Origin of the sequence: Ralstonia sp. 1138 (assembly GCF_040544795.1) — a bacterium.
Lineage (GTDB): Bacteria > Pseudomonadota > Gammaproteobacteria > Burkholderiales > Burkholderiaceae > Ralstonia > Ralstonia flatus.
Genome location: NZ_JBEPKQ010000005.1, coordinates 126,772 through 148,325, shown reverse-complemented (window position 1 = coordinate 148,325; position 21,554 = coordinate 126,772). Strand labels below are relative to the sequence as shown.

The following is a 21,554-nucleotide window of genomic DNA, read 5'->3' as shown; positions in this document are numbered from 1 at the left end:
TATGGCGCTCAGTTGACGACAGTGCGCGCCGCAGCGGCTTCCGTGGTCGCCTCGGCTTGTTGGAGATGCGCGGCGCTGAACTGCATTTCCGAATACTTCACAAACCGCGTCTTGAACTTCCAGCGGTAAGCCAGCCAGATCGCCACGAACAGGATCACGCCGCAATAGGTTGCGATGAAGGCGCCGAAGTTGTCGATCGGCGCAAACAGCGCCTTGGTGTTCTGCCCAAGAATGATCACCACGCAAAGGATCGCGACCATGATCGGCCCGAATGGGAAGAACGGCGACCGATACGCCAGTTGGGCCACGGAATGCCCCTGGCTGGTAAACCCCTTGCGGAAGCGGTAGTGCGCCAGCGCAATGCCGAACCAGGCAATGAAGCACGTCACCGCAGACGTATTCAGCAGCCACAGGTAGACGACCTGATCGCCAAACAACGAGCTGAAGAAGCACAGCGCGCCAACGGCCGACGTGGCGACGAGCGCGCGATGCGGCACGCCGTTGCCCGACACCTTGGCAAACCAGCGCGGCGCCTGACCTTCTAGCGACAGGTCGTACAGAATCCGCGTCGACACATAGAGGCTCGACGTGCCGGACGACAGCAGCGCGGTCAGCACCACCGCATTCATCATCCCGGCCGCAAATGCGAGGCCCGCATGCTGGAACACCAGCGCGAACGGGCTGACGCCGACGTCCGTCGCTTCATTGCGCAGCAGGTTCGGGTCGGTGTACGGCAGCAACACGCCGATGATCAGGATTGCCAGCACGTAGAACAGCAGAATGCGCCAGAACGTCTGGCGGATGGCGCGTGGGATCGTGCGGGAGGGGTTCTCTGCCTCGCCGGCGGCCACGCCGATGGTCTCGACACCCTGGAACGAGAACCCGGCAATCATCGCCACACCGACCATGGCGGGCACACCGCCCACGAAGGGCGCATCGCCCACCGTGAAATTCTGCCAACCTGACTGCGGCCCGCCGTGCATGATGCCGAAGATCATCGCCAGGCCGATCAGCAGGAACACGACGATGGTCACCACCTTGATCATCGAAAACCAGTATTCCGCCTCGCCAAAGCCGCGCACGGAGAAAGCATTGAGGCCAAACATCAGCAGTAGGAATGCAGCGCTCCACACCATGCCCGATACGCCCGGGAACCAGTACTTCATCACGAGTTGCGCGGCGGCCAGTTCCACGGCAACGGACACGGCCAGTGCGAACCAGTAATTCCATCCGAGCGCAAAGCCGAAGCCTTCTTCGACATACAAACGGCTGTATGTCACGAACGAGCCCGAGACCGGCAGATGCACCGCCAGCTCGCCAAGACTCGTCATCAGGCAATAGACCATCACGCCGATCAGCGTGTAGGTCAGCAGTGCGCCGCCGGGGCCAGCCTGGGCAATGGAGGCGCCGGATGCAACGAACAGCCCCGTGCCGATGGCGCCGCCCAGGGCGATCATCATCAGGTGGCGCGAGCGCAGGCGTCGGCGCAGTTCGGATTGGGCTTCGAGGCCGGTGGGGGTGATGGGTGTATGCATAGCCGGTGGCGCCGGAGCGGGCGCCCCAATAAAAACGCCGGCCGGATGCTGTGCAAGCGGCTGGCGGAGCGGGTGTAGTTACTGCGTGCGGTTCGGGACGGTCGGCAGTTCGGGACCGGGGTCTTGGCCGGCCAGCGAATCGCGCAGCACGGGCGGGCGCGGGAAGTGCATGTCCTGGTAACGGACGATGCCGCCGCCACGCACCAGCCGATAGCCGATCCAGATCAGGAAGAAGACCGGGATACCGATGTAGGTTGCGATGACCGCCGGCCAATCGACGGTGCCGCTCGTGAACGCCTGGTAGTTCTGGCCGAGCGTGATGACCAGGCACAGCCCGAACGCGAACAGCGGACCATACGGGAAGAACTTGGAGCGGTACGGCAACTGCGCCGGATCATGCCCCTGCGCCACCAGCCCCTTGCGGAAGCGATAGTGACTGATGGCAATGCCAAGCCATGCGACGAAGCCCGTCATGCCGGACGTATTCAGCAGCCACAGGTAGACCGTCTTGTCGCCATACAGCGAACTCAGGAAACACAGTGCACCGACGGCGGTCGTGGCCAGCAAGGCATTGCGCGGCACACCGTTCCGGGTCAGTCGCGCAAAGATGCGCGGTGCGCGGCCCTCGGTGGCCAGGTTGTAGAGCATCCGCGTGGATGCATACATGCCCGAGTTGCCCGCCGACAGCACGGCCGTCAGGATCACCGCATTCATCAACCCCGCCGCAAACGCCAAGCCGGCATGCTTGAACACCAGCGTGAACGGGCTCACGCCAATGTTGGTGACTTCCGTCGACAGCAGATTCGGATCGGTGTACGGGACCAGCACGCCGATGATGAAGATCGCCAGCACATAGAACAACAGGATGCGCCAGAACACCTGCTTGACCGCGCGCGGAATGGTGCGGGCAGGGTCGGCCGATTCGCCAGCCGCCACGCCGATCAGCTCCGTCCCCTGAAACGAGAACCCCGCGATCATCGCCACGCCGATCATCGCCGGCAGCCCGCCCACGAACGGCGCATCACCGATCGTCAGATTCTGCAGGCCCGATTGCGGACCGCCCTTCATGATCCCGAAGATCATCGCCAGGCCAATGCCGATAAAGAAGACGACCGTGACGACCTTGATGAGCGCGAACCAGTATTCCGCTTCGCCAAAGCCGCGTACCGAGATGGCGTTGAGCAGGAACATGATGGCGAGGAACACGGCGCTCCACAGCACGCCCGGCACATCGGGAAACCAGTAATGCATGACGAGCTGCGCGGCCGCCAGCTCCACGGCAATCGTCACGGCCCAGTTGTACCAATAGTTCCAGCCGAGCGCGAAGCCGAAGCCTTCGTCCACGTACAGCGCGCCGTAGGTGGCAAACGACCCGGAAACCGGCATATAGGCGGCAAGCTCGCCCAGGCTGGTCATCAGGAAATAGACCATTGCCCCGATCAGGATGTAGGCGGCGAGGGCGCCCCCGGGGCCGGCCTGCGAGACCGACGCGCCCGAGGCCACGAAGAGCCCGGTGCCGATCGACCCGCCGATGGCGATCATGGTGAGATGGCGCGCGCGCAAGGTGCGGCGCAAGCCCGGCGTCTCTGAGGACGGGGTAGCGTGTTCTGACATGGATACAGAGTGGTCGATTTTGCTCGGATCGCGAATCAAATCGACGAAATGTGACGAGACGTTCCCGCGCCTGATGGGCACCCGGCGAACGAAATGCGCGACTCTATCAAAACCGTCACGTAGCGGGCAAAAAATCCGTGCTGCAGCACACGCGTTTGAACCCGCTGGGCCGTGCCGCATCGCCCGCCAGACGGCGCCGTGCAGCGCAAAAATAAAAATTGAACGACCGTGCTATTTTGTGTATTCTGTGTCGAGTCGCGGCCTTACCGCGCGTTAAAAAAACGATACTTGAGAGACAGTTCAACCGCGAGGCACGGTGCGCCTGATCTGCCGGCCCTCGCATCACCAAAGGAACCAGCATGACTGCGGAGTACAAGGTCCAGGACGGCGTTGCCGTCATCACGCTCAGCAACCCGCCCGTCAACGGCCTTGGCCACTCCACGCGCCTGGGCATCGTTGAAGGCATGGTGAAAGCGAGCGACGACGCCAACGTCAAGGCCATCGTGATCACCGGTGCGGGCAAGGCCTTCTCGGGCGGCGCCGATATCCGCGAGTTCAACACCCCCAAGGCCACGCAAGAGCCGACGCTGCACGCTGTCATCAAGGCAGTCGAGTCGAGCAGCAAGCCGGTCGTGGCGGCCATCCATTCGGTGGCGATGGGCGGTGGGCTGGAACTGGCGATGGGCTGTCACTACCGCGTGGCCGCACCGGGCGCGCAGATCGCGCTGCCCGAAGTGAAGCTGGGCATCCTGCCGGGCGCTGGCGGCACGCAACGTCTGCCGCGCGCCATCGGCCTGGAACCGGCGCTGAACATGATCGTTTCCGGCAACGCCATCCCGTCGGAAAAGCTGGCCAAGAGCGGCCTGTTCGACCAGATGATCGAAGGCGACCTGATGGCCGGCGCCATCGATTTCGCACTGAAGGCCGCGGCCGAGGGCAAGCTGCCCAAGCTGCGCGATCGCAAGGTCGAGCACGACAACCCGCAAGGTTTCCTGCAATTCGCGCGGAACACCGTCGCGGCCGTCGCCAAGAATTTCCCGGCGCCGGGCAAGTGCGTTGACGCCGTGCAGGCCGCCGTGGAAAAGCGCTTTGACGACGGCATCAAGTTTGAGCGCGACCTGTTCATTGAACTGGTGAATACGTCCGAATCGCGTGCACTGCGCCACGCCTTCTTTGGTGAACGCGCTGCGAGCAAGATTCCGGACGTGCCGGAAGACACGCCGGTGCGCAAGGTGGAGAAGGTTGCCGTGATCGGCGCCGGCACGATGGGCGGCGGCATCTCGATGAACTTCCTGAACGCCGGCATTCCGGTGACGATCCTGGAAACCAAGCAGGAAGCGCTGGACCGCGGGGTCGCCACCATCCGCAAGAACTACGAGAACAGCGCCAAGAAGGGCAAGCTTACGCAAGAGAAGGTCGAGCAGCGCATGGCCCTGCTGACCCCGACGCTGTCCTACGACGACATCAAGGACGCCGACCTCGTCATCGAGGCCGTCTTTGAAGAAATGGGCGTCAAGGAAGTCGTGTTCAAGAAGCTGGACGAAGTCGTCAAGCAGGGCGCGATCCTGGCGTCGAACACCTCCACGCTGGACGTCGACAAGATCGCCAGCTTCACCAAGCGCCCGCAAGACGTGGTCGGCATGCACTTCTTCAGTCCGGCCAACGTGATGAAGCTGCTGGAAGTCGTGCGCGGCAAGGACACCGCCAAGGACGTGCTGGCCACCGTCATGAAGCTGGCCAAGGCCATCAAGAAGACGGCGGTCGTTTCCGGCGTGTGCGACGGCTTCATCGGCAACCGCATGATCGAGCAATACAGCCGCCAGGCGGGCTACCTGCTAGACGAAGGCGCGCTGCCCGAGCAGGTCGACAAGGCCATCGAAAAGTTCGGCTTTGCCATGGGCCCATTCCGCATGGGCGACCTGGCCGGCAACGACATCGGCTGGGCCATCCGCAAGCGCCGCGCCGTGGACAAGCCGGACATCGTCTATTCGAAGACGGCCGATCTGCTGTGCGAGATGGGCCGCTTCGGCCAGAAGACGGGCGGCGGCTGGTACGACTACAAGGCGGGTGACCGCAAGCCGTATCCGAACCAGCAGGTCAACGACATGATCGTCCAGCACTCGAAGGATCTGGGCATCACGCGCCGCAAGATTTCGGACGAGGAAATCGTGGAGCGCCTAGTGTTCGCGCTGGTCAACGAAGGCGCGAAGATCCTGGAAGAGGGCATTGCCTCCAAGGCTTCCGACATCGACATGGTCTACCTGACCGGCTACGGCTTCCCGCTGTTCCGCGGTGGCCCGATGCTCTACGCAGACACCGTCGGCCTGTACAACGTCGCACAAGCCATGCACCGCTACAGCAAGGGCTACCACGGTGAAGCGTGGAAGGTTGCCCCGCTGCTGCAGAAGCTGGCCGATGAAGGCAAGGGCTTTAACGGCTGAATGAACGGCGAATCAACCGAATCACGCGACTGAGCCACCATGCAACTGACGTCCACCGATTGCCTGCTGATCATCGACGTGCAGAACGACTTTCTGCCCGGCGGTGCGCTGGCCGTGCCGGACGGCGACCAAGTCATCCCGGTCGTCAACCGGCTCGCCAAGGCATTCGGGCCCGTTGGTCGTACTGTGCTGACGCAGGACTGGCACCCGGCCGAGCACGTGTCGTTCGCGGCCAGCCACCCTGGCACGCAGCCGTTCGGCATGATCGACCTGCCGTATGGGCAGCAGGTGCTGTGGCCGGTGCATTGTGTGCAGCACAGCGCGGGCGCCGCGCTGGCCGATGGGCTGGACGTGCCGCACGCGCAGTTGATCGTCCGCAAGGGCTATCACCCGCACATCGACAGCTACTCCGCATTCTTTGAAGCGGATCGCAAGACGCCGACCGGCCTGCTGGGCTACCTGCGCGAGCTTGGGGTCAAGCGCGTGTTCTGCGTTGGCCTTGCTACGGATTTTTGCGTGGCATGGTCGGCGCTGGATGCGCGTGCTGCGGGGCTGGACGTCGCTGTCATCGAGGATGCCTGTCGCGCGATCGACCTCAACGGTTCGCTGGCGCAGGCGTGGCAGCGCATGACGGATGCGGGCATCGCGCGGTTGCAGTCGCACACAGTCTTGAACGGATAACGGAATACATCGGGCGCTGCCGAAGCCGCGCCCGCCACCAGATACGAGGAGCAACACCATGACCGAAGCAGTCATCGTTTCCACCGCACGTACCGGCCTGGCCAAGAGCTGGAAGGGCGCCTTCAACATGACGCACGGCGCCACGCTGGGCGGCCATGCGGTTCAGCACGCGATCGAGCGCGCCAAGATCGAGCCGGGCGAAGTGGAAGACATCCTGATGGGCTGTGCGAACCCGGAAGGCGCGACGGGCGCCAACATCGCCCGCCAGATCGCCCTGCGTGCCGGCTGCCCCGTGACGGTGCCGGGCGCGACCGTCAACCGCTTCTGCTCGTCGGGCCTGCAGACCATCGCCATGGCCGCGCAGCGCGTGATTGCCGATGAAGGCGACATCTTCGTGGCTGGCGGCGTGGAATCCATCTCGTGCGTGCAGCAGGAGATGAACCGCCACATGATGACCGAAGGCTGGCTCAACAAGCACAAGCCGGAAATCTACTGGAGCATGCTGCAGACCGCCGAGAACGTCGCCAAGCGCTACAACATCGCCAAGGAGCGCATGGACGAATACGGCGTGCAAAGCCAGCAGCGTGCAGCCGCTGCTGCTGCGGCCGGCAAGTTCAACGACGAAATCGTCCCGATGACCACGGTGATGGGCGTGGCCGATGCCAAGACCGGCCAGCTCATGACGCGCGAAGTCACGATCTCGGCAGACGAAGGCATCCGCGCTGACACCACGCTCGAAGGCGTGTCGAAGATCCGCACGGCCATGCCCGGCGGCGTGATCACTGCCGGCAACGCCAGCCAGTTCTCGGACGGCGCATCCGCTGCCGTGGTCATGAATGGCAAGGTGGCAGCCGCCAAGGGCCTGCAGCCGCTGGGCGTGTTCCGCGGTTTTGCCGTGGCCGGCTGCGAGCCGGACGAAATGGGCATCGGCCCCGTCTTTGCCGTGCCCAAGCTGCTGAAGAAGGCTGGCCTGAAGGTGGAAGACATCGGCCTGTGGGAACTGAACGAAGCGTTTGCCGTGCAAGTGCTGTATTGCGCTGACAAGCTCGGTATCCCGATGGACCGCCTGAACGTCAACGGCGGCGCCATCGCCGTGGGCCACCCGTACGGCGTGTCGGGTGCACGCCTGGTCGGCCACGCGCTGATCGAAGGCAAGCGTCGCGGCGTCAAGTACGTGGTCGTGACCATGTGCATTGGCGGCGGCCAAGGCGCAGCCGGCCTGTTCGAGGTGCTCTAAAGAGGCGAGGCTCCCGCTCAAAACGGGAGCCTGCTTTTTTGTGCCAAAGCTGGCTTGATCGCTAGCGCACGCACCCAGACGGTTTGGCCGTTGACGTTCCTGCCCTAGATGGCGCCTTGAATTTTCGTCGACGGGCGGAAGCAAGACGGGAAACTGTCTGAGCGAAGCGAGTTTTTCCCGTCTCCGCCCGGTGACGAAAATTCAAGGGGTGGGTCGCCATCTCGGGCGCGCCTTTCTTTGCTTACTTTCTTTGGCAAGACAAAGAAAGTGAGTCGGGCCCGGCAGGGCACGAAACAAGGGATGGACCCAAAGCCCCCGCCCCGGCAGGGGACGAAACCCAGGATGCACCAACATCATGTCCTCGAAACTGCTATCCCGCCGCGACCTCAGCTTCCTGCTCTACGAATGGCTCAACGTCGAATCGCTCACGCGCATTCCGCGTTACGCAGACCACTCCCGCGAAACGTTCGACGCCGCACTCGACACCTGCGAGCGCATCGCAACGGATCTGTTTGCTCCGCATAACAAGAAAAACGACCAAGAAGAACCGCACTTCGACGGCAACAAGGTCCACATCATCCCGGAGGTGAAGGTCGCGCTGGACGCCTTCAACAAGGCGGGCTTGATGGCAGCGGGGCAGGACTTCGAACGCGGCGGCATGCAGCTGCCGACGGTGGTCGAGAAAGCCGGTTTCGGTTTCTTCAAGGCCGCCAACGTCGGTACCAGCTCCTACCCGTTCCTCACCATCGGCAACGCGAATCTGCTGCTCGCGCATGGCACGCCCGCGCAGATCGAAACGTTTGTACAGCCTGAGATGGAAGGCCGCTTCTACGGCACGATGTGCCTGTCGGAGCCGCAGGCCGGTTCGTCGTTGTCGGACATCGTCACGCGCGCGGAATACGAAGGCGAATCGCCGCTCGGCGCGCAATACCGTTTGACCGGCAACAAGATGTGGATCTCCGCCGGCGAGCATGAATTGTCGGAGAACATCGTCCACCTCGTGCTGGCGAAGATTCCCGGGCCGGACGGCAAGCTGATTCCCGGCGTGAAGGGCATTTCGCTGTTCATCGTGCCGAAGTTCCTCGTCAATGCGGATGGCTCGCTCGGCGAACGCAACGACGTGGTCCTCGCCGGCCTGAACCACAAGATGGGCTATCGCGGCACGACCAACTGCCTGCTGAACTTTGGCGAGGGCACGCAGTTCCGCCCCAAAGGTGCAGACGGCCAGCCGCGCGCCGGCGCCATCGGCTACCTCGTTGGCGAGCCGCACAAGGGCCTCGCGTGCATGTTCCACATGATGAACGAGGCGCGCATCGGCGTCGGCATGGGCGCGACGATGCTCGGCTACACGGGATATCTGCACGCGGTGGACTACGCGCGCAATCGCCCGCAGGGGCGTCCGGTCGGGCCGTCGGGCAAGGATGCCGCGTCTGCGCAGGTCCGCATCGTCGATCACGCCGACGTGCGTCGCATGCTGCTGGCACAAAAGGCCTACGTGGAAGGCGCGCTCGGCCTGAACCTGTATTGCGCCAAGCTCGTCGATGAAGAGCGCGGTGAACCCGACGCGGCCAAACGCGCCAAACTCGGTCTGCTGCTCGACATCCTGACGCCGATTGCCAAGAGCTGGCCGTCGCAGTGGTGCCTGGAGGCCAACAGCCTGGCGATCCAGGTGCACGGCGGCTACGGCTACACGCGCGAATACAACGTCGAACAGTTTTACCGCGACAACCGCCTGAATCCGATTCACGAAGGCACGCATGGCATCCAGGGCCTGGACCTGCTCGGCCGCAAGGTCGTGATGCAGGACGGCGCTGCCTTCGCCGCGCTGGGTGAGCGTGTGCAGGCCACCGTCGGCCGCGCGTTGGAAACCGACGACGAAACACTGGTCGGCTACGGCCGTGCGCTTGGCATGGCGACGCAGAAACTGGCCAAGGTCACGCAGACGCTGTGGGCCGCTGGCGACCCGCGCGTGACGCTGGCGAATGCCTCCGTCTATCTGGAAGCGTTCGGCCACGTGGTCGTCGCGTGGATCTGGCTGGAACAGGCGCTGGCCGCGGCCAAAGCCCTGCCCAACGCACAAGGCGAAGACGCCGATTTCTACCGCGGCAAGCTGCAGGCCGCACGCTATTTCTTCCAGTGGGAACTGCCGAAGATCGACCCGCAGATCGTGCTGCTGGGCTCGCTCGACACGACCACGCTGGACATGCAGGACGCCTGGTTCTAACTACGACAACGACTGGAGACACCATGGGTACGCTGAAACACCTCTTCGATCTTTCCGGCAAGACGGCGCTGATCACCGGCGGCTCGCGCGGGCTCGGCCTGCAGATTGCCGAGGCGCTGGGCGAGCAGGGCGCGCGCATCGTCTTGTCTGCCCGCAAGGCCGATGAGCTGAAGGAGGCGCAGGCACACCTGAAGTCGCTTGGCATCGAGGCGGACTGGATTGCCGCCGACGGCGCCGTCGAAGCCGACATCCAGCGCCTGGCCGATGAGGCGCTGGCCAAGCTCGGCCACGTCGACATCCTCGTCAACAACGCGGGCGCGACGTGGGGCGCACCGGCAGAAGACCACCCAGTCGAAGCCTGGGACAAGGTGATGAACCTGAACATCCGCGGCCTGTTCCTGCTCACGCAGCAGATCGGCAAGCGCTCGATGATCCCGCGCAAGTACGGAAAGATCGTCAACGTGGCATCGATTGCGGGCCTGAAGGGCAATCCGCCGGGCTCGCTCGATACGATCGCCTACAACACCAGCAAGGGCGCGGTGGTCAACTTCACGCGCGCGCTGGCGGGCGAGTGGGGCGAGCACAACATCACCGTCAACGCGATTGCGCCGGGCTTCTTCCCCTCGAAGATGACCCGCGGCTCGCTGGAAAAGCTCGGCGTGGACAAGCTGACGGAAAAATCCCCGCTGCACCGCATTGGCGACGATGAAGACCTGAAAGGCGTGGCCGCGCTGTTTGCATCGGATGCGTCCAAGCACATCACCGGCCAGATCCTTGCCGTCGACGGCGGCGTGAGCGTGGTCTAATTTCGGCTGCTTCTCACTCTTTCTGACGCAGCATGAACGCAGACAACAACGGTTTTCCGATCGACATTCCTTTCCTGAAGCTTCTCGGCATGCGCTGCCTGAAGGTGGCCGACGGCGAGGGCGTGGTCGAACTCGCACTCGAAGCACAGCACATGAACAGCTGGGAAATGGCCCACGGCGGCGTGACCATGACGATGCTCGACGTCGCCATGGCCATGGCCGGCCGCTCGGCCGACGTGCATGGCCGCGGCGTGGTGACGATCGAGATGAAGACGGCGTTCATGCAGCCCGGCCGCGGCACCCTCAAGGCGAGCGCGCGTTGCGTGCATCAGTCCACGACCATGGCGTTCTGCGAAGGCGAGGTGCGCGATGCAGATGACAAGCTCGTCGCGCGCAGCTCGGGCACGTTCAAGTTCGTCAAGCGTATGCCGCCTCCGCGCACGCCCGAACCCGGCGCGGACGGCTGACACGTCAACACCGCAGTTGCAGTACCCGACCAAGTACCCAGTGGCACACCGGACAGCGTCCGGCACACAAGAAGAGCAACCACGGAGACAACCATGCAACAACCTGCGCGGCGGACGGCGTCCGCCCTTGCCGTCACTCTGCTTTGCTGCACCGGACTGATCATGACCTTGGAAGGATGCGCCTCCAGCTCCGCGCCTGCTGCCGCGCCGGCCGCTGACACGAAAACCACGGTGCAGGCGCCGCCCGCACCGACACCGCCGATGCAGAAGCCGTTGACGGCCGACGAATCCGACCCGAACAAGATGGGCTGGATGCAGGGCTTCCCACCGCCGCCCGATCGCACGATCCGTTTTGACCTGGCGGGCAACATGTTCCCGCGCACGCGCTACGGCTACAGCCACGTGCGCGAGTTCGTGCCGACGCGCGTGGTCTGGCACGGCGACGGCCCGGTCAGCAAGCTGCCGCGTGCGGAGCGCGATATCAGCGGCGTGCTGTTTACGGATCCGAACGGCACGCGCCGTACGTTTGCCGAGGCGCTCAAGCTGACCTACACCGACGGCATTCTCGTCATGCACAAGGGCAAGGTGATCTACGAGCGCTACTTTGGCGCGCTCGACGCGCATACGCAGCACATCGCCATGTCGGTCACGAAATCGTTTGTCGGCACGCTGGCCGCCATGTTGGTGGCGGACGGCAAGCTCGATCCGGCCGCGCCCGTGACGCAATACGTGCCGGAGCTGAAGGACACCGCCTACGGCGACGCCACCGTCCGCCAGGTCATGGACATGACCGTGGGCGTGCGTTACTCCGAAAACTATGCCGATCCGAACGCCGATGTCTGGGCCTACGCCCGCGCCGGCGGCATGCTGCCGCGCCCGGCCGGCTACAAGGGCCCGGACAATTTCTACGACTACCTGACGACGCTGCGCAAGGAAGGCGAGCACGACTCGGAGTTCTCGTACAAAACCGTCAACGCGGAAACGCTGGCGTGGATCGTGCGCCGTGCGTCAAACAAATCGCTCGCAGCGCTGCTGTCGGAGCGCATCTGGCAACCGATGGGCGCGCAGGACGATGCGTACTTCTCGGTGGACAGCATCGGTACCGAATCGGGCGGCGGTGGCCTGAACACCACGCTGCGCGACCTGGCGCGCTTTGGGGAGATGATCCGCAACGACGGCCGCTTCAACGGCAAGCAGATTCTGCCCAAGAGCGTGATCGACGACATTCGACGCGGCGGCGACCCGGCCAAGTTTGCCAAGGCAGGCTACGCGACGCTGCCCGGCTATTCGTATCGCAACATGTGGTGGGTTTCGAGCAATGACCACCACACGTTCGAAGCGCGCGGCATCCATGGCCAGCGCATCTATATTGATCCGGTGGCCCAGATGACGATCGTGCGCTATGCCTCGCACCCGGTCGCTGCCAATGCGGCCAATGATCCGGTCACGCATCGCGCCTATGCGGCGCTGGCCGATTACTTCATGCAACACAAGTAACAACCTGACCCAACACCGATATCCGATATTCAGGAGCGTTTTTCATGTCGAAGACCTATCAGCGCATCGTTCTGGCTTCGCGCCCGCAAGGGGCCGTGACGCCCGACAATTTCCGCCTGGAGACGGTGGACCTCCCCGAGCTGCAGGACGGCCAGGTGCTGGTGCGCAACCATTTCCTGTCGCTCGATCCGTACATGCGCGGCCGCATGAACGACAGCAAGTCGTATGCGCAACCGCAGCCGCTGGATGAAGTGATGATCGGTGGCACGGTGGGCTTGGTGGAAGCATCCAAGAACCCGTCGTTTGCCGTGGGCGACGCCGTGGTCGGCATGTTCGGCTGGCAGGAAGTGGGCGTGTCCGACGGGCGCGGCATTCAGAAGGTCGATACGCGCCACATTCCGCTGTCGGCGTATCTGGGTTCGGTCGGTATGCCGGGCGTGACGGCGTGGTACGGCCTGAACAAGATCATGCATCCGAAGCCCGGCCAGACCGTGGCGGTCAGCGCCGCTTCGGGCGCCGTGGGCAGCGTGGTCGGCCAGCTTGCCAAGCTCAAAGGCTGCCGCGTGGTGGGCTTTGCCGGCGGCAAGGACAAGTGCGATTACGTGGTCAACGAACTCGGCTTTGATGCCTGCATCGACTACAAGGCCGCCAAGGACCCGAAGGAGCTGTACAAGATGCTCAAGGAAGCGACACCCGACGGCATCGATTCGTACTTCGAGAACGTCGGCGGCGCGATCCTCGATGCGGTGCTGTCGCGCATGAACGCGTTCGGCCGCATCGCCATGTGCGGCATGATCGCGGGCTACGACGGTCAGCCGCTGCCGCTGCAGAACCCGCAGTTGATCCTGGTGTCGCGCCTGACCATCGAAGGCTTCATCGTCTCCGAGCATATGGACGTGTGGCCGGAAGCACTGCGCGAGCTGGGCGGGTTCGTGGCGCAGGGCAAGCTGAAGTTCCGCGAGAGCGTGGCACAGGGCTTGGCGAGCGCACCGGAAGCGTTCATGGGCCTGCTCAAGGGCAAGAATTTCGGCAAGCAACTCGTCAAGCTGGTTTGAGCTGAGCCGCACGCGGACTGTCAATCGCTTGACAGTCCGCTGGGCGAGGGCCGCCACAGAATGGCCCCACCCACAACAAACGCGTGAAGGAGACACCATGAACGCACCTGAAACCACGCAAGCGAAGCGGCCCGACAGCATGGCCGCCAGCCTCAGCCCCGAGGCAGCTGCGCGCTATCGCAACCTGCCGCGTCCGCCGCAATTTGCCACCGTGGCCGAAGAGCGTCTGCATCGCAAACAGCGCCTGGCGGCAGCGTTCCGGCTGTTCTCCAAATTCGGTTTCGACGAAGGTGTGGCCGGGCACATCACGGCGCGCGATCCGGAGCATCAGGACAGCTTCTGGGTCAACCCGTTCGGCGTGCATTTCAGCCAGGTGACGGTGTCGAACCTGATTCGCTGCGATCACCACGGCAACGTGGTGGAAGGCGATTATCCGGTCAACGCCGCCGCGTTTGCGATCCACTCGCGCGTGCATCAGGCACGGCCCGATGCGGTGGCCGCTGCGCACTCGCACAGCACATACGGCCGTGCGTGGTCGACACTCGGCCGCAAGCTCGATCCGCTTACGCAAGACGTGTGCGCCTTTTATGGCGACCATGCCGTGTATGACGATTTCGGCGGCGTGGTGGTCGAGCTGGACGAAGGCCAGCGCATTGCAGAGGCGCTGGGCGACAACAAGGCCGCCATCCTGCAGAACCACGGCCTGCTGACGGTCGGCAAGACGGTCGACGAGGCCGCGTGGTGGTTCATCACGATGGAGCGCTCCTGCCAGGTGCAGTTGCTGGCCGAAGCCGCTGCCGCCCGCAAGGGCGACGCACCGCGCACGATTTCCGATGCCGCTGCCCGCCAGGCGTATTCGATCGTCGGATCGGCGCAGGCGGGGTGGTTCCAGTTCCAGCCGCTGTATGCGCGCATCGTCAAAGAACAACCCGATCTGCTCGACTGATCGGCAACGCACATTTCCGGAGCCCGCATGACGGACCTGATCCTGCATCACTACGCCACCTCGCCGTTTTCTGAAAAGGTGCGTTTGATCCTCGGCTACAAGGACCAGCCGTGGAAGTCCGTCACGGTGCCGCCGATCTTGCCCAAGCCCGATGTGATGCCGCTCACCGGCGGCTATCGGCGCACGCCGTTCCTGCAGATCGGCGCCGACATCTACTGCGACACGGCGCTGATCGCGCAGGTGCTTGAATCGATTCATCCGCTGCCGAGACTCGTGCCGTCCGAACATGCAGCCGCGGTGTTTGCCATGGCGCAGTGGGCCGATACGACGCTGTTCTGGGCCACGGCGACATTCGTGACGCAGCCGGCGGGCTTTCAAAGCCTGTTCGGCGATGCGCCCGAAGCCTTCGTCAAAGCCTTCGTGGAAGACCGCAAGGCGATGCGTGTGGGCGGCACCGGCTTGCGCACGCCACTGCCGGAAGCCACCGCCACGCTGAATGTCTTTCTGGCACAACTGCAGCGTCAGCTGGCCACGGGTGAACGCATCTTCTTGTTTGGCGAACAGCCGACCGTGGCCGACTTTTCCGTCTACCACTGCCTGTGGTTCATCCGCCGCGCGACGGCGGTGGCGGGCATTCTCGATGCGCACCCCGAAGTGGTGGCGTGGATGCATCGCGTTGCGGCATTCGGTCACTCGCAAGCGCAACCGATGACGTCGGCCGAGGCGCTGGACATTGCTAAGGCCGCCACGCCGCATGCGCTGACGGAACCTGAAGCGAAGGCCACCTTCGACGACAGCCACGGCCTGCCCAAAGGCACGCGCGTGACGGTGGCGGCAGTCGACTACGGCGTCGACCCGGTCGAAGGAGACCTCGTCGTCTCCACGCGCGACAGCGTCGGCGTGCTGCGGGAGGACCCGCGCGTCGGCCAGGTGGTGGTGCATTTTCCGCGCGTGGGTTATGCCGTGCGCAAGGTCGAAGCGGCAGGCTGATACGCCTCCCATCTCGATCGCCTTTCCTACTACAACGACATCAGTGAGACACGTATGAAGCAATTCGCAGGCGGTGTGGCCGCCATCACGGGCGGTGCGTCGGGTTTCGGCAAGGAATTCGCCAAGATCGGTGCCGGGTTGGGCATGAAGCTGGTGCTGGCCGATATCCAGCAGGATGCGCTGGATGCCGCCGTGGCGGAGTTCTCGGCGCAGGGCGTGGAAGTGATCGGCTTGCGCGTCGACGTGTCGAAGGTGGAAGACGTGCAGGCGCTGGCGGACCTCGCCATCAAGACATTCGGCAAGGTCAACCTGCTGTTCAACAACGCCGGCGTGGGTGCGGGCGGCCTGATCTGGGAGAACACCGAGCGCGACTGGGACTGGGTGCTCGGCGTGAACCTGCACGGCGTGATCCACGGCGTCCGCATCTTCACCCCGCTGATGCTCGAAGCCGCCAAGAAAGATCCGTCGTACGAGGGCCATATCGTCAATACGGCGTCGATGGCGGGGCTGCTGAATGCGCCGGCCATGGGCATCTATAACGTGTCAAAGCACGCGGTGGTGGCGCTGTCCGAATCGCTGTACCAGGACTTGAGCCTGGTCACCGAACAGATCCATTGCTCGGTGCTGTGCCCGTACTTCGTGCCGACGGGCATCACGCAGTCTGACCGCAATCGTCCGCAGGATCTGGCGAACACGGCGCCGCCCACCAAGTCGCAGCTCGTTTCGCGCGCCATGTCGGAAAAGGCGGTCAGCTCCGGCAAGGTCACCGCCGAGCAGGTCGGCCAGATGACCTTCGATGCGATCCGCAACGCGGGCTTCTACATCTATTCGCATCCGCACGCGCTGGCGCCTGTGCAGCATCGCTTTGAAGACATCATCTCGCAGCGCAATCCGTCCGATCCGTTTGAAGGCAAGCCGGACGTGCGCGCGCGTCTGGTCGATGCGCTGCGCGGGTAACTCCACCTCCACGACTGCCACAACGCCGAGATCGCCATGAACACTGCAACGGCTGCCGCCATCACGGAATCGCAATTCGCCGATCTGCCCAACGGCACGCGGCTGCATTACGCCAGCGCCGGCAAGCGTGGCGCGCCGCTGATGCTGTTCGTGCACGGCTTTCCGGAGTTCTGGTACGAGTGGGAGGCGCAGCTGGCAGCGTTTGGCGACACGCACTTCGCCGTGGCGCCCGACATGCGCGGCTACAACCTGTCGAGCAAGCCAGCTGCGGTGGATGCGTATCGCCCGAAATTGCTGGTGCAGGATCTGACCCAGTTCATCACGGCGCTGGGCTATGAACGTGCGATTGTGGTCGCGCATGACTGGGGCGGGGCGATCTGCTGGAACCTCGCCATTCAGCATCCGGAGTTGGTCGAGCGGCTGGTGATCGTCAATTCGCCGCACCCTTGGGTGTTTGCGAATGCGCTGCTGAGCGATCCGGCGCAGCAGGCCTCGTCGGCGTATATGAACTGGCTGCGCAAGCCGGGCTCGGAGGAGGCGCTGGCCGCCAACGACTTCGAAAAGCTCGAAGGCTTCTTCAGCGGCATGGGCCAGCCCGTGGCTGAATGGTTTACGCCCCAGGTGCGGGCGCGCTATCACGCGGCCTGGAGCCAGCCAGGGGAAGGCGGCTCGCATGGCCTGACAGGCGGCGTGAACTATTACCGCGCCTCGCCGCTGCATCCGCCCAGCGAAGGCACGGCGCCGCTGCGCATCGACCAGATGCCGCCCGAGGCGTTTGTCGTCAAAGTGCCCACGCTGGTGATCTGGGGCGAGATGGACATGGCGCTGCCGAAAAGCCTGCTCAACGGCCTGGAGCGTTTCATCCCCGACATGCGCCTGGAGCGCATTCCCGAGGGCACGCACTGGGTCGTGCACGAACAACCGGAGCGCATTGCCGCGCTGATCCGGTCGTTCGTTTCCTGACCGCCTGCGCTACATCGATTCCGCCAGCATGCGGCGGTAGTCGTCTGCCGTGGCGATGCGCGGGTTGGTCTTGTGGCAATGGTCGAGCAGCGCGCCTTCCACCACATGTTCCAGCGCGTCTTCGGGCACGCCCATCTGGCGCAGGCCGGTCGGCAGGCCCAGACGCGCCGTCAGGTCATGCACGGCCTGGGCGAGGTCAGCGCCCGCCGGCAGGTTCATCACGCGGCGCATGCGGGCATAGCGGTTGTCGCGCACCACCGTCTCGGCCGTTTCGTTGAAGCGCAGCACGGCCGGCAACACCACCGCATTCAGCGTGCCGTGATGCAGCCCGGTCTTGCCGTCGACCTTCACGCCGCCCAGCGGGTGCGACAACGAATGCACGCACCCCAAGCCCTTCTGAAACGCCATCGCGCCCTGCATCGACGCGCTCATCATGTTCAGGCGCGCATCGCGGTCAGCGCCATCGCGTGTGGCACGTTCGATGTTGGCCCATGCACGCTCCAGGCCGTCCAGCGCGATGCCGTCCGCAGGCGGGTTGAACGCCGGCGCCAGGAAGGTCTCGATGCAATGCGCGATCGCATCCATGCCGGTGGCGGCCGTCAGCGCGGGCGGCAGGCCCAGCGTCAATTCCGCATCGCAGATGGCCGACTTGGGCAGCAGGTGCCACGAGTGGAAACCGAGCTTGCGGCCGTCTTCCAGGATGATGATCGCGCCGCGCGCCACCTCGCTGCCGGTGCCGGCCGTGGTGGGGATCGCAATCAGCGGCGCCGCCGCTTCCGTGATCTTCGTGCTGCCGCCCTCGATGGTCGCGTAGGTGGTGAGCGGTTCCGGGTGCGTGGCCGCAATGGCGATGCCCTTGGCCAGGTCAATCGACGAACCGCCGCCAATGGCGATCAGCCCGTCGCAGCCGGCGTCCTTGTACTGCGCCGTGGCCTTCAGCACCATCGCCTCGGTCGGGTTGGAAGGCGTTTCGTCGAACACGGTGACGGGCAGGCCGCCCGTGGCATCAATGGCGCGCTGCGCCAAGCCTGCCGCCGCGACGCCCTTGTCGGTCACGATCATCGGCCGGCGGATGCCGACGCGTGCGCACTCGCTTTTCAGTTCGTTGACGGTGCCGAAACCGAGGTGAACGTGGGTGAGGTAAAAGATGAGGGCCATGCTGTCTCCGGAGGGTGTTTGTCTGCGTCGCCCGTCTTGTCGCGCGGGCGTGGTTCAATGGATACTCCGATGATAGCCAAATTAGAACGATCGTTCAGTTCCCGCCCCGCATGCAGCACCCATCTCTCGACCCGCACGTTGCCCAGTTGCTCGATCTGGTGGCGCGTGCCAAGCGTCCGCCGCTGAACGCCCTTGACCCAGCCGACGCCAAGATCGCCTACGAAAAAAGCAGCCCCATCGTCGATATCCCGGCCATCCCGCTGGAGGCCGTGCACGACCTGACGGTGCCGGCGCGCGACGGCCATGCCATTCCCATCCGCACGTACGCGGCGCGTGAGGCCAGTTGGGCCGATCCGCTGCCGCTGCTGGTGTATTTCCACGGCGGCGGTTTTACCGTGGGCAGCATCAAGACGCATGACCAGCTTTGCCGGTCGCTGGCGGCCAAATCGGGTGCGATGGTGTTGTCGGTGGATTATCGACTTGGCCCCGAGTGGAAATTCCCGACCGCAGCGAACGACGCATTCGACGTGCTGCAGTGGGTGTTTGACGAAGCCGCCACCATCGGCGCAGACCCGGCTCGCATCGCTTTCGGCGGCGACAGCGCGGGCGGAACGCTGGCCGCAGTGACGGCCATCGAGGCACGCAACCGCGGCCTGGCGCCGGTGCTGCAACTGCTGATCTATCCGGGCACCACGGCGCGCGAATCCACGCCGTCGCACCGGGAGTTTGCCGAGGGCTACCTGCTGACGCACGAGATGATCCGCTGGTTCTTCTCGCAATACCTGCGCAGCGATGCCGACCGCGACGACTGGCGTTTCGCCCCGCTCGATGCAGGCGGCCACGGCGCGGACGTGACCGGCGTATGCCCCGCATGGATTGCGGTGGCGGGCTTCGACCCGATCCGCGATGCCGGCATCGGCTACGCCAACAAGCTGCGCGCAGCCGAGGTGCCGGTCGAGCTGAAACTGTACGAAGGCATGATCCACGACTTCTTCAAGATCGGGCGCTTCGTGCCGGCCGTGGAAGACGCGCATCGCGACGCCGCCAACGCGCTACGCCGCGCCTTCGGCACCGAGACCGAATCCCCATAACCAGAGCAAAAAAAGGAGACCACATGGCGATCGAGGATTTCCGCCACAGCACACCCCTGCGCGTACGCTGGGCCGAAGTCGATGCGCAGAGCATCGTCTTCAACGGCCACTACCTGCTGTACGCCGATGTGTGCATCACCGAATACTGGCGCAGCATCGGCGTGCGGTATCCGGTCGATGTGGTCGACACCTTCGGCGTGGATTTCTACGTGGTCAAATCCACGCTCGAATATCACGCATCCGCGCGCTTTGACGACGAGCTGGACTTGCGCTGCCGCGTGGCGCGTCTGGGCCGCTCCAGCATCCGCTTTATCATCGAGATGTATCGCGCAGACGAGCACCTCGTCACCGGCGAAGTGATTTACGTGTGCGCCGACCCTGCCACGCAGACCTCCGCGCCGATTCCCGACACGCTGCGCGAGCGCATCCTCAATTTCGAAGTCCTGAAGCCTGAAGTGTGAGAACCGAGCATGACTGCCCCTGAATCTGTCCGCCCGCTTGCCGGTGTTGAAGTTGCCCGCTGGGACGCCGTGCGCGAAGAAGCCCGCGCCATCCGCTACGACGTGTTCGTCACCGAACAAGGCGTGCCTGTTGAACTGGAATGGGACGAGTGGGATGACCAGTGCTGGCATGCGCTGGCACACGACACGGCCGGGCGGGCCGTCGCCACCGGCCGCCTGCTGCCCGACGGCCATATCGGCCGCATGGCGGTGCGCAAGGAAGCACGGGGCACGGGCGTCGGGGCGCGCGTGCTGGACGCCTTGATCGACAAGGCGCAGTCGCTGGGTTACCCCGAGCTGATCCTGAACGCACAAACGCACGCCATGCCGTTCTACGTGCGCGCGGGCTTTACAGCCGAGGGCGAGGAGTTCGAGGAGGCCGGCATTCCGCACCGGACCATGCGCCGCGTGCTTACACGTTGATGCCGGTGGCGGCCCGCACAATCGCTGCGATGGCCGCCTGCGCTGCCGGCGACGCGGTTCTGCCGTGCAGGCGCACAATCCCCGTGGTCGACGGCGGCGACAGCCAACCCTTCACCGCCAGCCGCACCAGCGCGCCGGTTTCCAGCTCTTCCCGCACCGCTGCATCCGTGGCGCCCAGCACCGTGTCCGTTGTGAGTGCCACCGTCTTCAATACGCCGTAGTTGTCGCATTCCAGCGCAATGCTGGCTTCCTGACCTGCCGGTAACCCAAGCAGCATCGCCAGCTCCACCTTTGACGGGGTGAGAAGCTTCGGTACGGCAATGCCGTATTCCCAGACTTCGCGCAGCGTGTGTGTGCGCCCTGCAAGCGGATGGCCGGCCCGCACGTACAGGTGAGGGGGCTGGCCGCCGATCGGTTGGATATCCAGCGCGGCGTCTTTCGGCATATCGCGCACATCGGCGGCGAAGAACTCGATGCTCTCGCTGCGCAGGCTCTCCAGCAGTTGCACCCAATTGCCGACTTCCATGCGCAGTGCGACCCGGGGATGCTGCTGCCGCAGTTCCTGCAGTGCTTGCGGCATCAGCGTGGCCGTCAACAGCGGCCCGACGCCGAATGCCGTGTCGCCGAGCTGGCTGTCGCGATACAGATCGACATCGCGTTGCAGGCAGCGCGCTTCGAACAACAGGCGCCGCGCACGTTCGATGACAAATTCGCCGGCCGGGGTGGGGCGCACGTCGCCGGTTTCGCGATCGAACAGGCGGATGCCGAGATCGTCTTCGATCGCCTGGATGCTGCGGCTGAATGCGGGCTGGCTCAGATGCACCGTCTGCGCGGCCCGCGCGAAGTGCAGCGTGTCGGCGAGGGCTACCACATGGCTGAGGCGTCGCAAATCCATGGTGTTGCGTCCTGCGCATTGAACGGATGTTCATTATGCATTGGACGCATTGATGTGGCACTCCTAGGCTTGTC

The 21,554-nt window shown here is 64.3% G+C and carries 19 protein-coding genes; 15 read left to right on the top strand and 4 right to left on the bottom strand.

The genetic code is table 11. The features are described 5' to 3' along the window. Window positions 1–8: 8 nt before the first annotated feature. Together ABIC76_RS21310 and ABIC76_RS21305 are read right to left on the bottom strand one after the other, a co-directional pair. Complete coding sequence (locus tag ABIC76_RS21310; protein WP_343549555.1) at window positions 9–1,535, bottom strand: amino acid permease; 1,527 nt, start codon at window positions 1,533–1,535, stop codon at window positions 9–11. Window positions 1,536–1,613: 78 nt separating this feature from the next. Next, window positions 1,614–3,149 carry an amino acid permease gene (locus tag ABIC76_RS21305; RefSeq protein ID WP_354535165.1) on the bottom strand — a complete coding sequence of 512 codons (1,536 nt, stop codon included), beginning with the start codon at window positions 3,147–3,149 and terminating at the stop codon, window positions 1,614–1,616. A gap of 359 nt (window positions 3,150–3,508) precedes the next feature. On the opposite strand from ABIC76_RS21305, the gene ABIC76_RS21300 reads away from it, so the two are divergent. The 12 genes from ABIC76_RS21300 (at window position 3,509) to ABIC76_RS21245 (ending at window position 17,413) form a co-directional block, all read left to right on the top strand. Next, window positions 3,509–5,590, top strand: a complete 2,082-nt coding sequence (locus ABIC76_RS21300) for a 3-hydroxyacyl-CoA dehydrogenase NAD-binding domain-containing protein (RefSeq protein ID WP_354535164.1) — start codon at window positions 3,509–3,511, stop codon at window positions 5,588–5,590. A gap of 39 nt (window positions 5,591–5,629) precedes the next feature. Then, window positions 5,630–6,271 (top strand): bifunctional nicotinamidase/pyrazinamidase, encoded by a 642-nt coding sequence (pncA, locus tag ABIC76_RS21295; protein WP_354535163.1) that lies wholly within the window; start codon window positions 5,630–5,632, stop codon window positions 6,269–6,271. Between the two features lie 58 nt (window positions 6,272–6,329). Next, window positions 6,330–7,508: an acetyl-CoA C-acyltransferase gene (locus ABIC76_RS21290; RefSeq protein ID WP_027681420.1), complete on the top strand. Its 1,179-nt coding sequence runs from the start codon at window positions 6,330–6,332 to the stop codon at window positions 7,506–7,508. 355 nt (window positions 7,509–7,863) lie between these two features. Further along, window positions 7,864–9,732, top strand: coding sequence for an acyl-CoA dehydrogenase (locus ABIC76_RS21285; protein ID WP_354535162.1), 1,869 nt, complete (start codon window positions 7,864–7,866; stop codon window positions 9,730–9,732). A 23-nt stretch (window positions 9,733–9,755) separates the two neighbouring features. Beyond that, window positions 9,756–10,538: an SDR family oxidoreductase gene (locus tag ABIC76_RS21280; RefSeq protein WP_012762008.1), complete on the top strand. Its 783-nt coding sequence runs from the start codon at window positions 9,756–9,758 to the stop codon at window positions 10,536–10,538. A gap of 32 nt (window positions 10,539–10,570) precedes the next feature. Next, entirely contained in the window at window positions 10,571–11,005 is a 435-nt protein-coding gene (locus tag ABIC76_RS21275; protein ID WP_027681422.1) for a PaaI family thioesterase, read from the top strand. Window positions 11,006–11,098: 93 nt separating this feature from the next. Continuing rightward, the gene (locus ABIC76_RS21270; protein ID WP_354535161.1) at window positions 11,099–12,502 is read left to right on the top strand and encodes a serine hydrolase domain-containing protein; all 1,404 of its coding nucleotides are present in this window, start codon (window positions 11,099–11,101) and stop codon (window positions 12,500–12,502) included. A gap of 44 nt (window positions 12,503–12,546) precedes the next feature. Then, complete coding sequence (locus tag ABIC76_RS21265; RefSeq protein WP_354535160.1) at window positions 12,547–13,557, top strand: NADP-dependent oxidoreductase; 1,011 nt, start codon at window positions 12,547–12,549, stop codon at window positions 13,555–13,557. 97 nt (window positions 13,558–13,654) lie between these two features. Next, the gene (locus tag ABIC76_RS21260) at window positions 13,655–14,503 is read left to right on the top strand and encodes a class II aldolase/adducin family protein (RefSeq protein ID WP_354535159.1); all 849 of its coding nucleotides are present in this window, start codon (window positions 13,655–13,657) and stop codon (window positions 14,501–14,503) included. A gap of 27 nt (window positions 14,504–14,530) precedes the next feature. After that, window positions 14,531–15,493, top strand: a complete 963-nt coding sequence (locus ABIC76_RS21255) for a glutathione S-transferase family protein (protein WP_354535158.1) — start codon at window positions 14,531–14,533, stop codon at window positions 15,491–15,493. A gap of 54 nt (window positions 15,494–15,547) precedes the next feature. Next, a complete protein-coding gene (locus ABIC76_RS21250) occupies window positions 15,548–16,450 on the top strand; it encodes an SDR family oxidoreductase (RefSeq protein ID WP_354535157.1) in 903 nt (300 codons plus the stop codon). Window positions 16,451–16,486: 36 nt separating this feature from the next. After that, on the top strand, window positions 16,487–17,413 hold the full coding sequence (locus ABIC76_RS21245) for an alpha/beta fold hydrolase (protein WP_354535156.1): 927 nt from the start codon (window positions 16,487–16,489) through the stop codon (window positions 17,411–17,413). 9 nt (window positions 17,414–17,422) lie between these two features. Here ABIC76_RS21245 and gbd read toward each other — a convergent pair whose 3' ends face one another. Further along, window positions 17,423–18,571: a 4-hydroxybutyrate dehydrogenase gene (gene gbd, locus ABIC76_RS21240; RefSeq protein WP_024975654.1), complete on the bottom strand. Its 1,149-nt coding sequence runs from the start codon at window positions 18,569–18,571 to the stop codon at window positions 17,423–17,425. Between the two features lie 110 nt (window positions 18,572–18,681). Here gbd and ABIC76_RS21235 point away from each other — a divergent pair, with 110 nt between their 5' ends. From ABIC76_RS21235 to ABIC76_RS21225, 3 genes are read left to right on the top strand one after another with little or no spacing between them, the layout of a single operon-like run. Then, complete coding sequence (locus ABIC76_RS21235) at window positions 18,682–19,662, top strand: alpha/beta hydrolase (protein WP_316876045.1); 981 nt, start codon at window positions 18,682–18,684, stop codon at window positions 19,660–19,662. 23 nt (window positions 19,663–19,685) lie between these two features. After that, window positions 19,686–20,123, top strand: coding sequence for an acyl-CoA thioesterase (locus ABIC76_RS21230; protein ID WP_102067238.1), 438 nt, complete (start codon window positions 19,686–19,688; stop codon window positions 20,121–20,123). A gap of 9 nt (window positions 20,124–20,132) precedes the next feature. Further along, window positions 20,133–20,585 carry a GNAT family N-acetyltransferase gene (locus tag ABIC76_RS21225; protein WP_102067237.1) on the top strand — a complete coding sequence of 151 codons (453 nt, stop codon included), beginning with the start codon at window positions 20,133–20,135 and terminating at the stop codon, window positions 20,583–20,585. Here the strand turns inward: ABIC76_RS21225 and ABIC76_RS21220 are convergent. Continuing rightward, window positions 20,575–21,480, bottom strand: coding sequence for a LysR family transcriptional regulator (locus ABIC76_RS21220; RefSeq protein ID WP_354535155.1), 906 nt, complete (start codon window positions 21,478–21,480; stop codon window positions 20,575–20,577). The genes ABIC76_RS21225 and ABIC76_RS21220 overlap by 11 nt on opposite strands. Window positions 21,481–21,554: the final 74 nt, after the last annotated feature.

Excerpts from the sequence above, each read along its gene's own strand:
- pncA (WP_354535163.1), top strand. The coding sequence starts at position 5,630 with ATGCAACTGACGTCCACCGATTGCCTGCTGATCATCGACGTGCAGAAC.
- ABIC76_RS21225 (WP_102067237.1), top strand. The coding sequence starts at position 20,133 with ATGACTGCCCCTGAATCTGTCCGCCCGCTTGCCGGTGTTGAAGTTGCC.
- ABIC76_RS21265 (WP_354535160.1), top strand. The coding sequence starts at position 12,547 with ATGTCGAAGACCTATCAGCGCATCGTTCTGGCTTCGCGCCCGCAAGGG.
- ABIC76_RS21230 (WP_102067238.1), top strand. The coding sequence starts at position 19,686 with ATGGCGATCGAGGATTTCCGCCACAGCACACCCCTGCGCGTACGCTGG.
- ABIC76_RS21245 (WP_354535156.1), top strand. The coding sequence starts at position 16,487 with ATGAACACTGCAACGGCTGCCGCCATCACGGAATCGCAATTCGCCGAT.
- ABIC76_RS21280 (WP_012762008.1), top strand. The coding sequence starts at position 9,756 with ATGGGTACGCTGAAACACCTCTTCGATCTTTCCGGCAAGACGGCGCTG.
- ABIC76_RS21235 (WP_316876045.1), top strand. The coding sequence starts at position 18,682 with ATGCAGCACCCATCTCTCGACCCGCACGTTGCCCAGTTGCTCGATCTG.
- gbd (WP_024975654.1), bottom strand. The coding sequence starts at position 18,571 with ATGGCCCTCATCTTTTACCTCACCCACGTTCACCTCGGTTTCGGCACC.
- ABIC76_RS21220 (WP_354535155.1), bottom strand. The coding sequence starts at position 21,480 with ATGGATTTGCGACGCCTCAGCCATGTGGTAGCCCTCGCCGACACGCTG.
- ABIC76_RS21250 (WP_354535157.1), top strand. The coding sequence starts at position 15,548 with ATGAAGCAATTCGCAGGCGGTGTGGCCGCCATCACGGGCGGTGCGTCG.
- ABIC76_RS21255 (WP_354535158.1), top strand. The coding sequence starts at position 14,531 with ATGACGGACCTGATCCTGCATCACTACGCCACCTCGCCGTTTTCTGAA.
- ABIC76_RS21275 (WP_027681422.1), top strand. The coding sequence starts at position 10,571 with ATGAACGCAGACAACAACGGTTTTCCGATCGACATTCCTTTCCTGAAG.
- ABIC76_RS21305 (WP_354535165.1), bottom strand. The coding sequence starts at position 3,149 with ATGTCAGAACACGCTACCCCGTCCTCAGAGACGCCGGGCTTGCGCCGC.
- ABIC76_RS21260 (WP_354535159.1), top strand. The coding sequence starts at position 13,655 with ATGAACGCACCTGAAACCACGCAAGCGAAGCGGCCCGACAGCATGGCC.
- ABIC76_RS21270 (WP_354535161.1), top strand. The coding sequence starts at position 11,099 with ATGCAACAACCTGCGCGGCGGACGGCGTCCGCCCTTGCCGTCACTCTG.
- ABIC76_RS21300 (WP_354535164.1), top strand. The coding sequence starts at position 3,509 with ATGACTGCGGAGTACAAGGTCCAGGACGGCGTTGCCGTCATCACGCTC.
- ABIC76_RS21310 (WP_343549555.1), bottom strand. The coding sequence starts at position 1,535 with ATGCATACACCCATCACCCCCACCGGCCTCGAAGCCCAATCCGAACTG.
- ABIC76_RS21285 (WP_354535162.1), top strand. The coding sequence starts at position 7,864 with ATGTCCTCGAAACTGCTATCCCGCCGCGACCTCAGCTTCCTGCTCTAC.
- ABIC76_RS21290 (WP_027681420.1), top strand. The coding sequence starts at position 6,330 with ATGACCGAAGCAGTCATCGTTTCCACCGCACGTACCGGCCTGGCCAAG.